Origin of the sequence: Ktedonobacter sp. SOSP1-85, assembly GCF_016587415.1 — a bacterium.
GTDB lineage: Bacteria > Chloroflexota > Ktedonobacteria > Ktedonobacterales > Ktedonobacteraceae > Ktedonobacter.
The window spans coordinates 1,767,750-1,784,344 of sequence record NZ_BNJI01000003.1; the positions used below are offsets into that span (position 1 = coordinate 1,767,750).

The 16,595-nt window shown below is 51.4% G+C and carries 12 protein-coding genes; 5 read left to right on the forward strand and 7 right to left on the reverse strand.

Going from position 1 to position 16,595, the window contains the following annotated elements; translation table 11 throughout:
* Positions 1 to 8: 8 nt before the first annotated feature.
* Positions 9 to 485 (reverse strand): DUF2975 domain-containing protein, encoded by a 477-nt coding sequence (locus KTE_RS45665; protein WP_201394021.1) that lies wholly within the window; start codon positions 483 to 485, stop codon positions 9 to 11.
* Positions 486 to 1,566: 1,081 nt separating this feature from the next.
* On the opposite strand from KTE_RS45665, the gene KTE_RS45670 reads away from it, so the two are divergent.
* The gene (locus KTE_RS45670) at positions 1,567 to 3,156 is read left to right on the forward strand and encodes an MFS transporter (RefSeq protein WP_201394023.1); all 1,590 of its coding nucleotides are present in this window, start codon (positions 1,567 to 1,569) and stop codon (positions 3,154 to 3,156) included.
* A 605-nt stretch (positions 3,157 to 3,761) separates the two neighbouring features.
* A complete protein-coding gene (locus KTE_RS45675; RefSeq protein ID WP_201394025.1) occupies positions 3,762 to 4,652 on the forward strand; it encodes a LysR substrate-binding domain-containing protein in 891 nt (296 codons plus the stop codon).
* A 32-nt stretch (positions 4,653 to 4,684) separates the two neighbouring features.
* Here the strand turns inward: KTE_RS45675 and KTE_RS45680 are convergent, their stop codons facing one another.
* The 5 genes from KTE_RS45680 to KTE_RS45700 form a co-directional block, all read right to left on the reverse strand.
* Positions 4,685 to 6,016 carry an MFS transporter gene (locus tag KTE_RS45680; protein WP_236601026.1) on the reverse strand — a complete coding sequence of 444 codons (1,332 nt, stop codon included), beginning with the start codon at positions 6,014 to 6,016 and terminating at the stop codon, positions 4,685 to 4,687.
* Between the two features lie 233 nt (positions 6,017 to 6,249).
* The gene (locus KTE_RS45685) at positions 6,250 to 7,644 is read right to left on the reverse strand and encodes an MFS transporter (protein WP_201394027.1); all 1,395 of its coding nucleotides are present in this window, start codon (positions 7,642 to 7,644) and stop codon (positions 6,250 to 6,252) included.
* A 290-nt stretch (positions 7,645 to 7,934) separates the two neighbouring features.
* The gene (locus KTE_RS45690) at positions 7,935 to 8,285 is read right to left on the reverse strand and encodes an ester cyclase (RefSeq protein ID WP_201394030.1); all 351 of its coding nucleotides are present in this window, start codon (positions 8,283 to 8,285) and stop codon (positions 7,935 to 7,937) included.
* 67 nt (positions 8,286 to 8,352) lie between these two features.
* Positions 8,353 to 9,156 carry an alpha/beta fold hydrolase gene (locus KTE_RS45695; protein WP_201394032.1) on the reverse strand — a complete coding sequence of 268 codons (804 nt, stop codon included), beginning with the start codon at positions 9,154 to 9,156 and terminating at the stop codon, positions 8,353 to 8,355.
* Positions 9,157 to 9,280: 124 nt separating this feature from the next.
* A complete protein-coding gene (locus tag KTE_RS45700) occupies positions 9,281 to 9,724 on the reverse strand; it encodes a MarR family winged helix-turn-helix transcriptional regulator (RefSeq protein WP_201394034.1) in 444 nt (147 codons plus the stop codon).
* A 234-nt stretch (positions 9,725 to 9,958) separates the two neighbouring features.
* Here KTE_RS45700 and KTE_RS45705 point away from each other — a divergent pair, with 234 nt between their 5' ends.
* The 3 genes from KTE_RS45705 (at position 9,959) to KTE_RS45715 (ending at position 14,277) form a co-directional block, all read left to right on the forward strand.
* On the forward strand, positions 9,959 to 12,232 hold the full coding sequence (locus KTE_RS45705) for an ATP-binding protein (RefSeq protein ID WP_201394035.1): 2,274 nt from the start codon (positions 9,959 to 9,961) through the stop codon (positions 12,230 to 12,232).
* A 19-nt stretch (positions 12,233 to 12,251) separates the two neighbouring features.
* On the forward strand, positions 12,252 to 12,950 hold the full coding sequence (locus KTE_RS45710) for a response regulator transcription factor (protein WP_201394036.1): 699 nt from the start codon (positions 12,252 to 12,254) through the stop codon (positions 12,948 to 12,950).
* 247 nt (positions 12,951 to 13,197) lie between these two features.
* Positions 13,198 to 14,277: an acyl-CoA desaturase gene (locus KTE_RS45715; RefSeq protein WP_201394037.1), complete on the forward strand. Its 1,080-nt coding sequence runs from the start codon at positions 13,198 to 13,200 to the stop codon at positions 14,275 to 14,277.
* A 72-nt stretch (positions 14,278 to 14,349) separates the two neighbouring features.
* On the opposite strand, the gene KTE_RS45720 is transcribed toward KTE_RS45715, so the two are convergent.
* Entirely contained in the window at positions 14,350 to 16,485 is a 2,136-nt protein-coding gene (locus KTE_RS45720; protein ID WP_201394038.1) for a pectinesterase family protein, read from the reverse strand.
* Positions 16,486 to 16,595 lie beyond the last annotated feature (110 nt).

Genomic DNA, 16,595 nt, shown 5'->3' on the forward strand with positions numbered 1-16,595 from the left:
GTTGTGCCTCATACGGTTAAGTCATTTTCCGATTTTATATCAACAGCATTTTGAAAAAGCTTTTGAAAGACACCGGCGGCTGTGGCAATCACACCGAATGCGAATGCCATACAAATGCCAAGCATGGTCGGACCTGCGCTATCATCACCATGCACAAAGAAACGGATGTAAAACACTGCTAATGCAATAAAACCGATAAGACTGAGAGAAGCAAATTTCATAGTCTTGATTGTATGAACAGCATCTTGGGAAAAGGCTTTATTAGCATCAATGAAATGTAATAATTTGAACGCCTGGTATAACCCAACAAAAAATGAGATTGAAGCTATATAAATGTAGATAATAAACGGATCTGTATAAATACTGATGAGATCTAAGTTAGTAGCTCTTCCTTCAGTTTGAGGAAACCAAATCATACCGGCAAGCACGCCGATTGCAATAAGACAAATGACAAGCCTTAAGAATAATGTTGACCCTTTTTTCATAAAAACACCTCACTGTCTTTTGAACCAATTTGCTTCGTTTCTCAGAAAATATATCTTTTCATCGAATCGTTATGAAAAGGCACGACCAGCCCATTCGGAGAGTGCTGGAAGAGAATGGTCCTGAACCATAATTTTTCCAGACTGCTTTGAAGGCATTTCTAGCAAGAGTGACAAGCGAAACAGATCAATTTTTGCACCATAACTTTTCCAATGATGCGATGTAAGTCGCTTGGGAAGCAGCTTTATGCAGTGCACCATAACTTTTCGCCTTTGGGCGAAAAAGACTATTGACGTGATCTCGGCGGCGAGAAAAAGAAAACACTGCTGCCTGGAAAAGTTATGGTGCAAAGTGTGCCTGTTCTGCCTTTGCAGTGCCTTACTACCTTGAAAAGATATTCTTCAAATTGAAAAAGAATTGCTTCAAACAACACTCACTTAGTAGTAGATGGAAGCATTTTACCATGTTATTTATTGTTTGTCAATATATTATTATTGTTATTCATTAAAATAGGTGTCTTTAAATGATGTCTTTTTGCCATTCCAGTTGCCAACTCAAAGCCCCTGGCTCAATCCCATTGAACCAAAGTGGGTCCATGGCAAGCGCAATGTGTTCGAGCGCGATGATGTGCTTTCGGCCCATCAATTGGCCTGCCGCGTCTGCGCATATTATGGGTACGACTATGAACCATATTTAACCCTTTCCGAAAAGGTTTCGTAATCCTGCACTAGAGAGAGTAGACTCCAACCATTGATCCACGCCGGCTCGAATGAGCCAGAGAAAGGCGCTTCCCCCATAAGTTGGCTCGACAGAACGCTTCGTTCCGCGAAAGAGAAGAAAACCCAGTTCCTCCTCCAATTGTTGAATCTACTGACTCAACGATGGTGGCATAATCGACTAATGACTGGCCCCTTGGCCAAAAGCGTAAATGTGGCAGTTCCATTTCTGCACAGTTCCTCTCATAGATTTTACCTATGAATCTTACCAGAATTATCTATTGGACATATGCATAGTGAGAATCTTATACTGAAATAACTACAGTGTATGCAAAAGCATCTATTCAAACCCTCATAGGAGACCTCTATGCCCTATAGCTATGAACAAGACAACGGATCACATATCAATGTCACTCTCTCTTCACCTGAAACCTCTACACACGAAGCACATTATTCGACCGACGTGATCAGCGCAAGCAGTGAGATCCTATCCTCTTCTGCCAATAAATGGATTATTTTAGCTCTGGCTGCATCCTCCAGCTTTATGACGACGCTCGACGGCTCTATCATCAATATTGGCCTGCCTACTATCGCTCGTACCTTCCATACCGGGATCAGCGGTTCCACGGAGTGGATCATTATTGGCTATCTCGTCATTATTGCGGCAACTCTTCTCACCTTTGGTCGGCTGGCTGATATCCTTGGACGCAAAACAATCTTTCTCGCGGGACTGGTTGTTTTTGTCCTGGGATCAGCGCTCTGCGGCCTCGCCCCCTCGCTGCTCTTTCTGATCATCGCACGTCTCTTCCAGGGTATCGGTAGTGCGCTTGTATTCTGCGTTAATATCGCTATGATCACAAGCAGTTTCCCTGGTAATAAGCGGGGACTGGCTCTGGGCCTCAATGCCGTTGTGGTCTCGCTAGGAGTTGCCCTGGGCCCTACCCTTGGCGGTATCATTACACAATACCTGACCTGGCGCTGGATCTTTTATGTCAATGTCCCCGTCAGCCTGCTCATTATTCTTGCTACCTGGCGCTTTTATCATGAGCCACACTCCGAGAGCAAGCGACACGAGCGCTTCGATCCCCTGGGCGCGCTGGTGCTGGCAATCGCCCTGGCTGCGCTCACCCTGGGCCTCTCCTTCGGCCAGGAATGGGGCTGGGGCTCCGCAGAGACTCTGCTTGCCTTCGGCACAGGCATCGTCATGCTGGGCCTGGCAGTCCTGGTCGAGTCCCACGTAGCCCATCCCATCTTAAACCTGGAGCTACTGACTAACCGCACCTTTGTCTTTGCCAACATCAGCTTTATGCTTTGTATGATGGCTCTCTTCGCACCCGGCTTCCTGCTCCCTTTCTACTTTGAGCAGTTACGTGGCTTCTCGACGGTCCAAACAGGTCTCTTACTGACACCCCTGCCCATTACCTTCGCCATCGCAGCTCCCTTAAGTGGCGCTCTTGCCGACCGCCTGGGATCGCGCTGGCTCTCGCCCGTCGGCCTGGGCATCGCCTGCTTTGGCCTCTTCTTGCTCGGTCAGATTAACGCGCAAAGCACACCCTGGGATATTCTCTGGCGCCTGGCGGTAACTGGCATTGGCCAGGGCATCTTTCAGTCACCTAACACACGCACTATGATGGGCGCAGCGCCACTCCACGCGCAGGGTGAGGCATCTGGCCTGCTGGCGACTGGACGTGTGATCGGTCAGAGTCTGAGCGTCGCGCTGACCGGCACGGTCTTTGCATCCCTGGGGGCACACTGGCTGGTACGTTGCTCTCCTCGCCCCAGTCCCATAGCTTCTCTCCATCCCACATCCAGATCCTACAGCATACCTTTGAGCAGGGTTTCCACGCGGCCTTCCTCGTATGCGCTGGCTGCGCCGCCATCGGCATCTTCACTGCCTTGGCCCGTGGTAGCCGGTAATTATCTTAAAGCAAAAGCTTCTGCCTCCGTTACATTCTAAAGGAATACAGACGAGAGGTGGAGAAAACTGATCTCTCCACCTCTCGTCTGTATTCCTACACTGATACTGAGTCTCACTACTAAAAGCGAACCGCGAGATCCACTTTTTGTGTGAGGTTTGTTTTGTTTCAGCTCGATGTGAAGGCATCGCTGCACGGTGCGGAACCGCACGCCCAGAAGATGGCACTTATAACGCAGGAGTCTCCAGATTTCCCCATGGACGGTCGAGTTATTGCGGTAGTGACGCCAGCGCCCCCGGACCCCTTTGCCGCGACCGGTCGTTTTGAGGGTTTTCAATGATTCCATCGAGAGCCAGAATGATCCATTTATTGACTGAAGGGGATGATGTTTCAAGGTCTTTATTGGTCTCGACGGCTGTATAATGCGGTTCCTGGACTGGAGCCGCAGGCCAAGATGCTTTAACATGCATATGTGATCCAGTATCTTGTTCATAGCTATAGGGCATAGAGATCTCCCATGTGTGTTTTAATAAGTGCTTTTGCATACGCTGTGGTTATTTAAGTATAAAATTCTCAACGTATATATGTCCAATAGATAAATCTGGTAAGATTAATAGGTAAAATCTATAAGAGGGAATTTACGAGAATGGAACTACGGCATTTACGCTATTTTGTGGCTGTTGCTGAAGAGCTGCACTTTGGGCGGGCCGCAATGCGCCTATCAATTATGCAGCCATCATTGAGTCAGCAGATTCAGCAGTTGGAGGAGGAGCTGGGCTTCCCGCTTTTCCGGAGGACGAAGCGCTCGGTAGAATTGACGGATGCGGGTAGCGTCTTTCTTGATGCGGCCCGGCAGGTACTTATTCAGGTGCAGGAGGCAAAGCAGGCTGCCCAGAGGGCGCACCGAGGCGAGGCGGGGCGGCTCGTTATTGGCTATATTAGCTCCAGTACGTATGATGTCTTGCCCTTGATGTTGCATCTGTTTCGTGAGCGCTTCCCGCAGGTTGAGGTAGCCCTGCGTGAATTGACGACGCATGAGCAATTGCGTGCTTTAGAGGAGGGTGCCATCCAGATTGGACTTATTCGCCTGCCTATTAACGCACCATGGGTAAGCGTACAGGTTGTGCGGCGCGAACCCATTGTTTGTGTCCTGCCAGAGCGGCATCCGTTAGCGGTCTACGAACAGATTCCAGGTACTTTGTTGGCGCAGGAGCCCTTTGTCTTGCAATCGCGTCAACAGGGATCGGGCTATCATGTGTATCTCATGAAGCTATGCCTGGGCTATGGTTTTACGCCCAATGTCGTGCAGGAGGTCACGCAGATGCATGCCATTGTAGGTATGGTTGCCGCTGGCATTGGCGTCTCCCTGGTGCCCCTCTCGACGCAAAATATTCGTAGCCAGGACGTAGTCTATCGCGAGTTGGAGGGTGAGGCGCCTATAACGGAGGTGGCTGTGGCCTGGCGGAGCGATGCTCATTCCAGGCTTATCCAAAATTTTCTCTCGGTGGCGTATGAGGCGGCACCAGATCTCCACTAGGTAGCTTGCGGGCTAGAAGCTTGTTTCGTGTGTCAGTCATCCGCAGGTTGTTGGCCAGCATACTCTTTGAGTGGGAGGGCAGCCAGAAGGGAGATGACTGCCATACACACTATATAGAAGGCAATGAATATGTAAGGCGGCAGGCCAGCAGTAAGCGAGCTGTGGAGTGAGAGCAGGTAGGTAGCGATGATAGGCGCTGGCCCCCCTGCTGTGATAGAAGCCAGTTGATAACCCAGTGAGGCGCCACTGTAGCGCAAACGGGGGCCAAAGTGCTCCGCGATCAAGCTTGCCTCCGGCCCATAGAGCCAGCTAATGCAGATGCCGATGGAGAAAACGATGGCGAAGACCACCAGGAGCGGATTTCTAGATTGAAGCAAGGCAAAATAAGGAACGGCGAAGAGTGCCATAAGAATTACGCCCAACATGAACCAGCGCTTGCGTCCAATGTGGTCAGAGATGAGGGCAAAAATAGGGATGGTGACGAAGGTGATGATTGCTGAAAAGAAGATCCCGGTATAGAGCAGGCTGGAATCTAGCTGGATGACGGTTGCCCCATAAGAGAGCACAAACACGGTAAAAAGGTAGAAGGGGGCATTCTCGGCTGAACGGAGCAGGGCGCACAGGCAAACCTCGCGCCAGTGATAATAAAGAACCTCAAGTGGGGGCGCTTTAGCGATTTGCTGCGCCTCTTTAATACGCTGAAAGGCTGGAGTTTCTGGGATATGCAAGCGGATGTACAGACCAATGATTATCAGTGCAGAACTCATGAGGCAGGGGATGCGCCAGCCGATGCTGGTGAAGGCCTCACCTGGATAGAGTTGCTGAAAGAGCAGCACGGCCAGCGCGGAGAGGGCCAGGCCAATAGGCACGCTTGTCTGCGGCCAGCTTGTCCAGAAGCCGCGCCGCTGATCATCACCATGTTCCATACACAGGAGGATTGAGCCGCTCCATTCTCCACCAAGGGCCATACCTTGAAGGAAGCGGAGCAGCGAGAGCAGGATGGGGGCCGCGATCCCGATTTCCGCGTAACCTGGCAAAATGCCCATCAAGATCGTAGCTGTGCCCATGAGCAAGAGGGTCGCGACCAGGGTAGACTTGCGACCAATGCGGTCGCCAAACCAGCCGAAGAAGGCTCCTCCAATGGGGCGGGCGGCAAAGCCCACAAAGTTGGTCGTGAAGGCCGCGATGGCGCCGGCAGAGGGATCGAGTGTGGGAAAGAAAAGCTGGGGAAAGACCGTCACCGCCAGGAAGCCATACAGAAAGAAATTAAACCACTCGATAGAAGCGCCAATAGTGCTGGCGCTGATCAGGGGCAGCATCTCACGAAAGGTGATAGGCGTCGCGTTTTTCGCAGGTAATGCCACTGTGCTGCACCTCCCTCCGGCTAGAAATAGTTCATATACATCTTCTTTATTGCATTCATACCAGAGATAAGTGCATTTCGTCAATACTTGTGTCTGCGTCAACTGGGCTGCTCGGCTCGCAAGCTCGCCTCCAGGTAAGCGATGGTAGTGTGATGAATGGGCAAATGCCCATCCATCACACTACCATCGCTTGAGCGCCGCAGGCGCGAAAACTTACGCCGGGCGTGGTAATGTTAGTCGGTGGGAGCCAGGATTATCTCAGGCTCATTGGCTGTAGGCGCCTCAGCACCTGAGATATCTGCTTTTGTCATTTCCTTAAGGCCCAGAACCGAGGCAAAGGAGATGACGGCAAGTACGACCATGTAGATTGCGACCGCCTGCCAGGAACCCGCTCCGATGTTGACGACGACTTTGCTCAGACCAAGGGCCGAGAGGCTGCTTTTGCCAGTCAAGAGCAAGAGGGCGATGATCGGAGCCAGGCCACCAGCGAAGGGCGCGGCTAGCTGGTAGCCAAGCGAGGCGCCGCTATAGCGAGAACGGGTACCAAAGCGCTCGGCGATGAGCGCCGCCTGTGGACCATAGACCCAGGAGTGGAAGATGGCGAGAGAGAGAACAACCGCGATGAAGAAGGTAACCGTTCCCGCGTTCATCAACAGGAAGTACGGGAAGGCAAAAATCGCCATAAGCACGCAGCCGATCAGGTACCATTTGCGCCGCCCGAAGCGGTCGGAGAGGTGACCAAAGAGTGGGATAGTGATCATCTCCAGAATGGAGCCGACTGTGATGGCGTTGAGGATAAACGTCTTATCCAGGGCTAGTTTATCCAGGCCATAGGTGATCACAAAGGTTACGAACAGGTAGAAGGGCGCCTGCTCAATGAAGCGGGAGCCGGCGCTGAGCAGGATCTCGGGTGTGCTGTAGCGGAAGGCCTCGATGAGCGGAGCCTTGGCTTCACGCTTCTGCTCTTTGAGCTGCGCGAAAAGCGGAGTCTCCAGCACGCTCAGGCGGATGTAGAGGCCAACAATGATCAGGAGTGCGCTGACAAAGAAGGGGATGCGCCAACCCCAGTCGAGGAAGCTGGCTCCTGTAGAGGACTGGACGATGTTGGCCACGACAGTGGAGAGCACCAGGCCAAGGGGCGCGCCCATCTGTGGCCAGCTGGCCCAGAAGCCTCTGCGTTCTTTATGACCATATTCAAGCGCCAGCAGGACCGAGCCACCCCACTCGCCGCCTACACCCAGACCCTGACCCAGGCGCAGCAGCACAAGGATCACGGGTGCAGCAATGCCTATCGCCGTATAGCCAGGCAAGAAACCGATGAGCAGTGTCGAGATACCCATCAACAAGAGCGTCGCGATAAGTGTGGATTTGCGACCGATGCGGTCACCCAGGTGGCCAAAGAGCGCACCTCCAAAGGGGCGTGCGATAAAGCCAACCAGGAAAGTGAACAAAGATAGGAGGGTACCAACTACCTGGTTCGAGCCAGGAAAGAAAAGCTTAGGGAAGACGAGGGTCGCCATCGTTCCATAGAGGAAGAAATCATACCATTCAATAGCTGTGCCCAGAGTGCTTGAAAAGATAACAGGTCCCATGCGAGAGCGTGCGATGTTGTCATTGGCTGTCGCCATATTTCCCTCCAGTGCGAATAAATAAGCTCTGCTGTACAACACTGTACTTGATTATGCTAAGTGTAGAGGCCGGAGGGTAAATATCACGTAAACAAAGGCAAGAGAGTGTAAACAAAAATATAAACGTTGAAATTGCAACAGAGAAATCAGCATAACTCTGTTGTGGATGAGCCGTCTCATAACCATGCCGCATGTGTAGAGATATCTCATCCACAACAGGGTAGGCAAGGCATCACTGGTGCGTTTCCACGATTGGCACTCTGTTATCTGGGGAATGAATTAGACTTGGACTAACGTGAGGTACCAGCACCCCATACTTCAGCAACACGTCCGTTTTCGATCCGAAAGATCTCTATGATGACGGGCTGAGGCTGTCCTGAAGCTACCGGGACGCCATGAACCGTCACTCGAAGAGCTGCCTTGTCACCTTCAACCAGTACATCTTCGACCACGAAGCACTTATCAGGAAAGGTTGTAGGAAAGGCATGCGCTACAGCATTTTTTACGCTCTCGATGCCTATTTCTCCTGTTGCATGCCTGATGACGCGTGGATCAAAGAGTTCCTCCAATGCCGCAATGTTTTGCTTATTAATGGCTTCATAGACACGGTAACCTAAAGCCCTGATGTCTGCTGCTGTCATTTGTAATCTCCTTATGTGTTTTCTCTGAAAAGGATTGCTGCCTTTGGACTTGTCTATTGCTTGACAGTCAAGGAATATGCTGATGAAGAAAGGTGAGGAGCACTTGATTGAAAAACTCAGGATTGTCTTGATTGGCATTATGACCAGCATCAGGGATTACGATGTAGTGACAATACGGTTCGCGTTGCGCCCAAATTTGAGCCTGGTCTCTGACCTCTTTGAGTGCATCTTGTGCTCCATGTGTGAGCAAGAAAGGCATGGGTAATCGATAGTCCACTTCTTCATGAAAAAAACCAGGGATGGCTTTTCTCATCGCAAGCCATGTTTCCATGGGAGCACATGCCTCCTGAGCATATGCTTTGACTTCTGGCCGTATGCCAACCATATTCACCAGGAACTGCTTGAAATCTGAAAAAGGGATGTTTTCAGTTCCCCTTTGCACTCCCAGGTTCAGGGATTGCGGAATCTCCATAGTTAAGCAGTATCCACCAATCACAACGAGGGCAAGAACGCGTTCAGGATAAAGATAAGCGACTTCTTGAGAGATATATGTTCCAAATGATTGGCCGACAAAACAAGCCTTCTGGTATCCAAGCTGATCGACGATAGCGAGCAAATCATCTACAACCGTACGCAATGAAAAGACTCCTCCCATGCCTAGTGGCTGGGATTGTCCATGGCCATGCACATCCCATAAGAGCACGCGATAATTCTTAGCAACAGGAGCGAGCTGCTCTTCATACATCCGATGATCCATCCCCCCTCCATGTGTAAAAACCACTAACGGGCGATCAGTCGGTCCTGCCAGCCAATAGTGCAGTGTGGTGGCGCCACGAGTAATTTGTTGATGTTCTGCTGTAAGATCTTCCATTTGTACCTTTTTCTTTGTGGAAGAGATGGATAAGCCCTTCCTGTAAAGTCTGCTGTGTCACACCCGTCGTTTTGACGTTTGAGCGATATCTTTTTCTCCTAACATCAGATCCAGAAAGGAGAACTTATTCATGCCCTTGGTCTTCTTGCTGGATAAGGCGTATGTTTGTACGCAATCGTTCAAGGGCTTGCAACATGGTTTCCTGCTCTTCCCTGGTGATGCCATCGAGCAATCGTGTCTGAAACTCGCTGTGTGTTGCGCGAATTCCAGCGGTGATCGCATGCCCGGAAGGAGTCAAAGAGACGAGCGTGTAGCGATTATTCTGTGGATCGAGGCGACGACTGAGTACTCCTTCTGCCTCAAACTGCTTGACCAGGCGAGTAATCGTGGCGCCATCAAGCAATAAATGCCGCTGTAGGTCAGCATGGCTGATCTCACCTTGACGCTCCAAAAGCATCAGGAGTTGCCATCGTGCCTGACTCATACCAAGATGTTGAGCGAAGGTCTGCTTGGCTTCAGAACAGGCGTATGATAATTGTCGAAAGAGAGTATCCTCAAGAGTATCCATAACTTGTTTTACCTCCAAGCACTAATCCAACGCGCTTCCTATGAGAGGAAACTAACTATGGTCAAAGTATTTATACCATCAACTATTGATATTGTCAATAGTTGATGGTATAAATAAAATACCCTGACAAGTTGGAAGGTGACTATAGGGAGAGGATTGCAATACATAGATGTTTCCGGCATACTAAACATACTGAGGCGCGATGTTTAGGGCCTGACCCTGGCGAGGATAATTATGCTGCGATTACTCGAACGAAGCATCACATTGCAACTGCTTGTCTTCTACTGCTTATTTCTGCTGCCCTTGCTGTTGGGCGGTGTCGAGTTGTATCTTTTTCAGCGCAACGCGCTCCAGCAGAATGCCACGCGCGCGGATTTGAGTCTCGCCCAGGCGGTTGCCCTTGATGTCGAATCGATTATTGGCCCCGCGATAAACATTGATGGCACTCTATCTTATAGTCAGGAAGCTAAGCAGCTTGATCGACAGCGACTCACTACTGCCTTCTCCCTGGCAGCACTCGCCCAGCCCTCCAGCAATCTCTATGCGGTCTGCGATGTATCTGGAAACCTGCTGCTTGCCTCGCCAGAGAGCCAGGCCCACAACTTGAGTGAAAGCCAGTTATGCCGCCACTTTCTGCTTTCGGTGCAGACAAATGGATCACTTATCTCTATCAGTCGTATTAGTCTCAATTCAGGTGGGTCTCTGGTCGTGCTTGCGCGGCGCATTAGCGATGATCGAGGAAAGGTAGTCGGAACCATGTTGGTGACCCTCCAGCTTGAGCGACTGGCGGCGCGCCTGCTATCGATGGAGAAGCAATGGAATACGAGTGGCGAGCTACGTACCTGGGTGGTCGACCACGAAGGCCATCCCATAGTACAGCCTGGACAGGGATCTTTCGCGGCCGATTCGCGCGTGTCATTGCCTGGAGTGAAGGAGGCTTTACAGGGGAGGCAGGGGAGCCTGATCGCGCAGGAGTCTAACCGCGATTGGCTCTATAGCTATATGCCTGTTAGCCTGGATGGTGGCTACTGGGGTGTGGTGATCCAGAGGCCAACTGACAGTACGTTTGCCACAGTCGTGAGTTTTCGGAATAGCCTGGGTATCGCGCTCTTTATGGTGCTTATCGGAGCCAGCTTTTTCTGGTTCGCGATGCATGGAGGAGTGGTCGCGCCGCTGAAGAAGTTGGCGCAGGCGGTCATCATGATCAAGCCAGATCAGGAGACGAAGGTCATGGATGGCAGGCTTCTTGCCAGGGAGCGGGAGCGTATCGACGAGATTGGGCAGGTCATCGCGGCCTTCTCTGCCATGGAGGACGAGGTGCATGACCTCTTTCGCAAAAGCGATGCGACAAGCCAGGCGCGCCTGTATACCCTGGATGCCATTATGCATAGCATGAATGAAGGCTTGCTCCTCGAAGCTCCCAACGGGCATATCATCTATGCCAATCAGCGCTTTACCCAGTTTGTGGGCCTTTCGCCCAATGATCTCCTCCCCCCTATTTTCGATGAGCATAAGGCGCAGGACGCGCTGCTCTCGCTCATTGAAGATCCTGATGTGTACCAACAAGCTGTACACGCAGCCGAGACCGGGAGCGGACCCGATGTGATTGAATTTTATGTACGCGGCTACCATAATCTGGTTGGACAACATATACCTGTGCGTAGGGTTGTTCGCCTGCGCGTGTTCCAGGTGCGCGACCAGGCAGGCGAGCTTATTGGACGCGGAAAGGTCTTTCAAGATGTGACGCGTACCAACGAGGCAGAGCTAATCAAGAAGAACCTGCTTGCCATCGTTTCGCACGAGTTGCGAACACCATTAACATCTATCAAAGGCTATGCTACGAGCTTGCTTGAAACCGATGTCGAGATGGAGAGTGCTATACAGGAGGATTTTCTGCGCGGGATTGTGATTGAGACTGATCGCATGGCGGAGCTGGTAACGAGCCTGTTGGATATGTCGCAAATCGAGGCTGGGACGCTCAAGCTCTCACCCGGTCTCTATCCCCTCGATGTATTAATCAAGCAAGCTCTGCCAGAACAGGAAAGAGAAAAGGTACGGATCAGTCTGCCAGTGAAACCTTCGCTGATTAACGTAGATGGGAAGAGGATTGAGATGGTTTTGCGCAACCTGCTCCAGAATGCCCGGCGTTATGCTGGCGCCGATGCGCTCATCGAGATCGTGGTCAGGTATGAACAGGAAGATGGCGAGGTAAAGGGGGGACTCTATCTGAGTGTGATCGATAATGGCGCCGGTATTCCAGCGGATCTGACCGAGCGTATTTTTGAGCGTTTCTACCAGGTTGATAGTGGACGTAGACGTAGCAGCAGCGGTGTGGGGCTGGGGTTGGCCATTTGTCGTGGCTTTATCGAAGCACATGGAGGGCGAATCTGGGCCGAGAACCGGGCTGATGGAGCAACAGGCGCTGCCTTTCATATCTGGCTCCCGCCTCGTGTGCTTTACCCTCCTGACGCGCAGCCAGACATGTTTGCCTTGCTCAATATTTTGTAACCCAGAGAGGTGTTACTGTATGCCACAGGAGAAATATATTCTCGTCGTTGATGACGAGCCGGGGATTCGCAATTTTATCCGGCGTAACCTGGAATTGCGCGCCTTCAAAGTCTTGCTTGCCAGCGATGGATTGGAGGCCCTGGCGCACTTTGACCAGGCTAACGTGGCCCTGGTGATCCTGGATATTATGCTGCCCAACATGGATGGTTTAGAGGTATGCCGCCGTATCAGGCAGAAGAGTACCGTTCCCATTATTATGCTGACCGCGTTGGGAGAGGACGCAGACAAAATCGCGGCCCTGGACCAGGGCGCCGATGATTATTTGACGAAGCCCTTTAGCGTAGGCGAATTGATGGCACGAGTGAAGGCTGTGCTCAGACGAAGCCACTGGGCGTTTGATGAAGTGCCAGTCTCGGCTGGTGTGAAGCGCTTTGGTGGCCTGGAGATCGACTTTGAGCAGAAGCAGGTCTGGCGCGACGGCGATCCTGTCAAGCTCTCGCCAACCGAGTTTCATCTGCTCCAGGAACTGGCCTTACATCCAGGAAAAATCTTTACCCATGAGGCACTATTACGCCGGGTGTGGGGAGTAGAGTATCGCAGCGAGTCCGAATATTTGCGTGTCTATATTGGACGCCTGCGGCGCAAATTGGAGGCCAATCCCTCTCGCCCAACGCATATCATGACCGAGCCAGGTATTGGGTACTATATGACCAGCTAGGGCAGGCGTTTTTTGGGGAGGACCTATGAAAGACGCTTAAAGCAGGGTTCAATCCTTGTCGATAACACATAGTGAGAAAGATACTCCTCGTCTGGTAGTGATGGACCCTTTCGCTAGTACTGCTAGAAGACAAAGTACCACTCTGAAACAATTCCCACCTGACCTCACTCTTATATCCCATGCGTCACTGAGGCGCAGGTAAAAGAAATAAGGAGAACGTATACTTCTCCGTAAGGAAACGCATTTTATGACAGCGAAACGATCCACCACGATGGTGTTATCAAACGATGACTTCAAGCCGTCCCCTGTCAAGCGCCCTACGCCAAAGGAAGCCGGTAATGAGTATGCCGAGCTTAAACATCTGATAAAGCAGAGGGGGCTTCTGGAAAAGCAGCCCGCCTACTATACATATAGAGTTGCCCTTCTTCTGGGGCTACTTCTCATTGGCATTGTGTTTTTCCTGCTCGTTAATGTGCTCTGGTTACAACTTCTTGACGCGGTCTACATGGCCTTTGTTTTTGCTCAGGTTGGCTTAGTAAGCCATGAGGCAGGCCACCGCCAGATGTTTGCTCGTTCATGGAAACATGATCTTCTGGGCCTGGTGGGAGGAAACCTCTTGATCGGCATGAGTTATAGCTGGTGGCTTGATAAGCATAATAAGCACCATAGCCATCCCAATCAAGTGGATATGGATCCAGATATTGAAATCCCTTTTCTTGAATTTACAGGCATGGAAGATGTGCAGCAGATGGGCAAGTTTAGACGATTTCTGGTCAAACACCAGGCCTTGCTCTTCTTTCCAGCCTTGATGACGGTCGCGGGGGGTCTGCAATATAATAGCATTGCGTTTCTGTTGCATCAGAAGGCCAGGTACAAGGGCCTCGAGTGGCTTCTTCTGGTTGCCCACTACGTTCTCTACTTCGCATTTGTCTTCTCGCATGTACCATTCTGGGCGGGTATCCTCTTCATTGCTATTCACCAGGCTGCCACCGGATTTTACCTGGGATCGATTTTCGCTCCCAACCATAAGGGCATGCCTGTGCTTGAGAAAGAGAGTAAAGTCAGCTTCTTGCAGCGCCAGATAATGACCTCGCGCAATATCCATGCGCACCCGCTGACCGATTTTGTGTATGGTGGCTTAAATTATCAGATTGAGCATCACCTGTTCCCTGCCATGCCGCGCAATAAGTTGAAGGAAGCACAGGGGATCGTGAAAGCCTTCTGCCAGGAGCGCTCTATCCCCTATCATGAAACCAATGTCACTCAGTCCTTCAAAGAGATTCTACAACACTTACACCTGATTGGTGCGCCATTGCGGCGAGCCTGAGTAAAGAAGATAGCAGCATAAGAGAGAGGATACTCACCGTGAGTATCCTCTCTCTTATGCTGGCGTGCTCGCTCAAGAGGCACTTTTGGTATCTTCTATGTAATTGGCTTTGAGTATTACCTGGCTGGCTGGCGTAATTGCCAGGGCCTTCTCGGCGTTTCCGCTAAAGGTGCATTGCTCGATGTGGCCCTTCCCACTGGCAGAGATAGCGATACCGCTGCGTTTACCCTCGTGGATTGTGCAGTGTGCGATACGCGGATTCCCGCCAGTCGTGATGCTGATATTGGCAAGCTGATTGCGGTAGATGTCGCAATATTCGAGCGTTCCCAGGCCTTGATCCTTGATGAGAACGCCGCTCTGGCTGCTTTCGAATATGGTGCAATGGTAGAAATAGGGGGTGCTTTCAGAGGCTATCAGAACGTTGTCGGCTCCGTTTGCATGAATGGCGCATTCCTGGAAAGATCCCTGTCCTCTGTCCTGGATAGTGATGCCATGGCGCTGATTATGGTGTATCTGGCAGCGGAGCAGGAGGGGGTTGCTCTGTGCGCTAACTATCGCTCCCGAGGCACCATTATTATAGATCGTGCAGTCCTCAAAGGTTCCCTGCCCACCCTCCTCAATGATGACGCCCTCTTGTTGGTTATCGTGCAGGGTGCAGTGGCGGAACATGGGATTGCCGCCCCTGGCGATACACACGGCCGCTTGGCTACTGGCGAAGATATCACAATGTTCGAATGTTCCCCATGCATCTTTTGAGACGAGTATGCCATGTCCAGAGCTGTCATGCAGAGTACAGTAGCGCAGCGTAGGATTGGTATTCTCTCCCTGGATCGTGACACAGGTGCCCGCATGAGAGGTAAGATCGCAGTCTTCAATCAGAAGTTGCCCTTGCAGAATGGCCAGCGCGTGATAGATTTGATTCGATGCATTGGCCAGGCAACGGATGGTCAGGCCACGTATGGTGGTCTGGCTGGTTTGCATCTCAATTGTATGACTCTCGCTGCTTTCAAGGATAATGTCCTCCTTTGGTCCATTGCCAATGATAGTAACCTCTTTGTCGAGCCGTAAGCTTTCTTGATACATACCCGGGCGTACGAGAATAAAGGCATTGGGTTTTGCGTGTTGTAGGGCCTCGCCAATGGTTGTATATTGTCCGTCACCTTCCTGCGCGACAACGATAATCTGTTGTGGCTCCAGGGGGATGGTGGGCTCTATGCTGGCTGGTGGAGGAGGTGGTATGCGTCTTGCAAGCCTCTTGTAGGAAGCTTGTTGATTCTGGCGTATCTGCTGAATGTGTTGTAGTTCCTCTCTGATGCTCTCCGTGCTGGTTGGCCTTTTCTCGACTTTTAGCTCGACCATAGACATGATTAGAGCTTCAAGTGCTGTATTGCCGGAGGTGGCCTGGTCAAGTTCAAGTGGTTGGAAGAGGAAGGGCGTCAACCCTGGATTGATGCCTGAGATGAGGTGGTGGAGTGTCGCGCCCAGGCTATAGATATCGGAGGCGGCGGAGGTCTGCATGCGCCCATACTGTTCGGGCGAGGCATAGCCTGGTGTCCCCAGGCTTACCGTGTCTTTGGCCTGTCCAGGTTTAAAGAAGCGCGCGATGCCAAAGTCGATCAAGCAGAGGCGATTATCGTCGCCAAGCATAACATTGTCGGGCTTTAAGTCACGAAAGATAATGGGAGGCTGGTGATTGTGTAAATAGTTCAAGACGCTACAGAGCTGAAGACCAATCTCCAGCACTTGTTCTATGGAGAGCTTGCCACCGGGTGCCTGCTCCAGGCGTTTCTCAAGCGTCTCGCCCTCGACGTAGTCCATGACGAGGTACCAGCGCCCATGCTCCTCAAAGTGGTCATAGATGTGAGGCAAGTTAGGATGGGACAGGTTAGCGAGGAGCACGGCCTCGTTTTTGAAGGCGGCAATGGCTTCCTGCGTCTCCTGGGGACTTAGCCCGCGCATGCCCATTTCCTTGACCGCCCTCAACGCGTTTTGAAAGAGCATATCCTCAACCTTGTACACCGCGCCGAAGCCTCCCTGGCCTATTTTGTCCAGAATACTATAGCGTTGTTTCAGTGTGTGTGAAGTGGTGAGCAGGCCAGTAGCGGTGCTGGCATAGGTGAGTTGAGGTTGCCCGCAGGCGTAGCAGAAGCGCGCGTCGGCGCGATTGATCGCGCCACAGCTATCACAGAACCGGGTTGAGGATTGCATGACAAACGTTCTCGTCTCTTTCTAAGATGCGTTCTTCTTTCTTAAGGTAGAACGAAGAAATGGGTGCCGCCTCAAATATACAACATGACAAACAGAAAAGAGGGAGCGGA

What these genes read in the sequence shown, in the direction of transcription:
- KTE_RS45675 (WP_201394025.1), top strand. Translation starts at nt 3,762, where the DNA reads ATGGAACTACGGCATTTACGCTATTTTGTGGCTGTTGCTGAAGAGCTG.
- KTE_RS45670 (WP_201394023.1), top strand. Translation starts at nt 1,567, where the DNA reads ATGCCCTATAGCTATGAACAAGACAACGGATCACATATCAATGTCACT.
- KTE_RS45700 (WP_201394034.1), bottom strand. Translation starts at nt 9,724, where the DNA reads ATGGATACTCTTGAGGATACTCTCTTTCGACAATTATCATACGCCTGT.
- KTE_RS45665 (WP_201394021.1), bottom strand. Translation starts at nt 485, where the DNA reads ATGAAAAAAGGGTCAACATTATTCTTAAGGCTTGTCATTTGTCTTATT.
- KTE_RS45710 (WP_201394036.1), top strand. Translation starts at nt 12,252, where the DNA reads ATGCCACAGGAGAAATATATTCTCGTCGTTGATGACGAGCCGGGGATT.
- KTE_RS45720 (WP_201394038.1), bottom strand. Translation starts at nt 16,485, where the DNA reads ATGCAATCCTCAACCCGGTTCTGTGATAGCTGTGGCGCGATCAATCGC.
- KTE_RS45705 (WP_201394035.1), top strand. Translation starts at nt 9,959, where the DNA reads ATGCTGCGATTACTCGAACGAAGCATCACATTGCAACTGCTTGTCTTC.
- KTE_RS45690 (WP_201394030.1), bottom strand. Translation starts at nt 8,285, where the DNA reads ATGACAGCAGCAGACATCAGGGCTTTAGGTTACCGTGTCTATGAAGCC.
- KTE_RS45685 (WP_201394027.1), bottom strand. Translation starts at nt 7,644, where the DNA reads ATGGCGACAGCCAATGACAACATCGCACGCTCTCGCATGGGACCTGTT.
- KTE_RS45715 (WP_201394037.1), top strand. Translation starts at nt 13,198, where the DNA reads ATGACAGCGAAACGATCCACCACGATGGTGTTATCAAACGATGACTTC.
- KTE_RS45695 (WP_201394032.1), bottom strand. Translation starts at nt 9,156, where the DNA reads ATGGAAGATCTTACAGCAGAACATCAACAAATTACTCGTGGCGCCACC.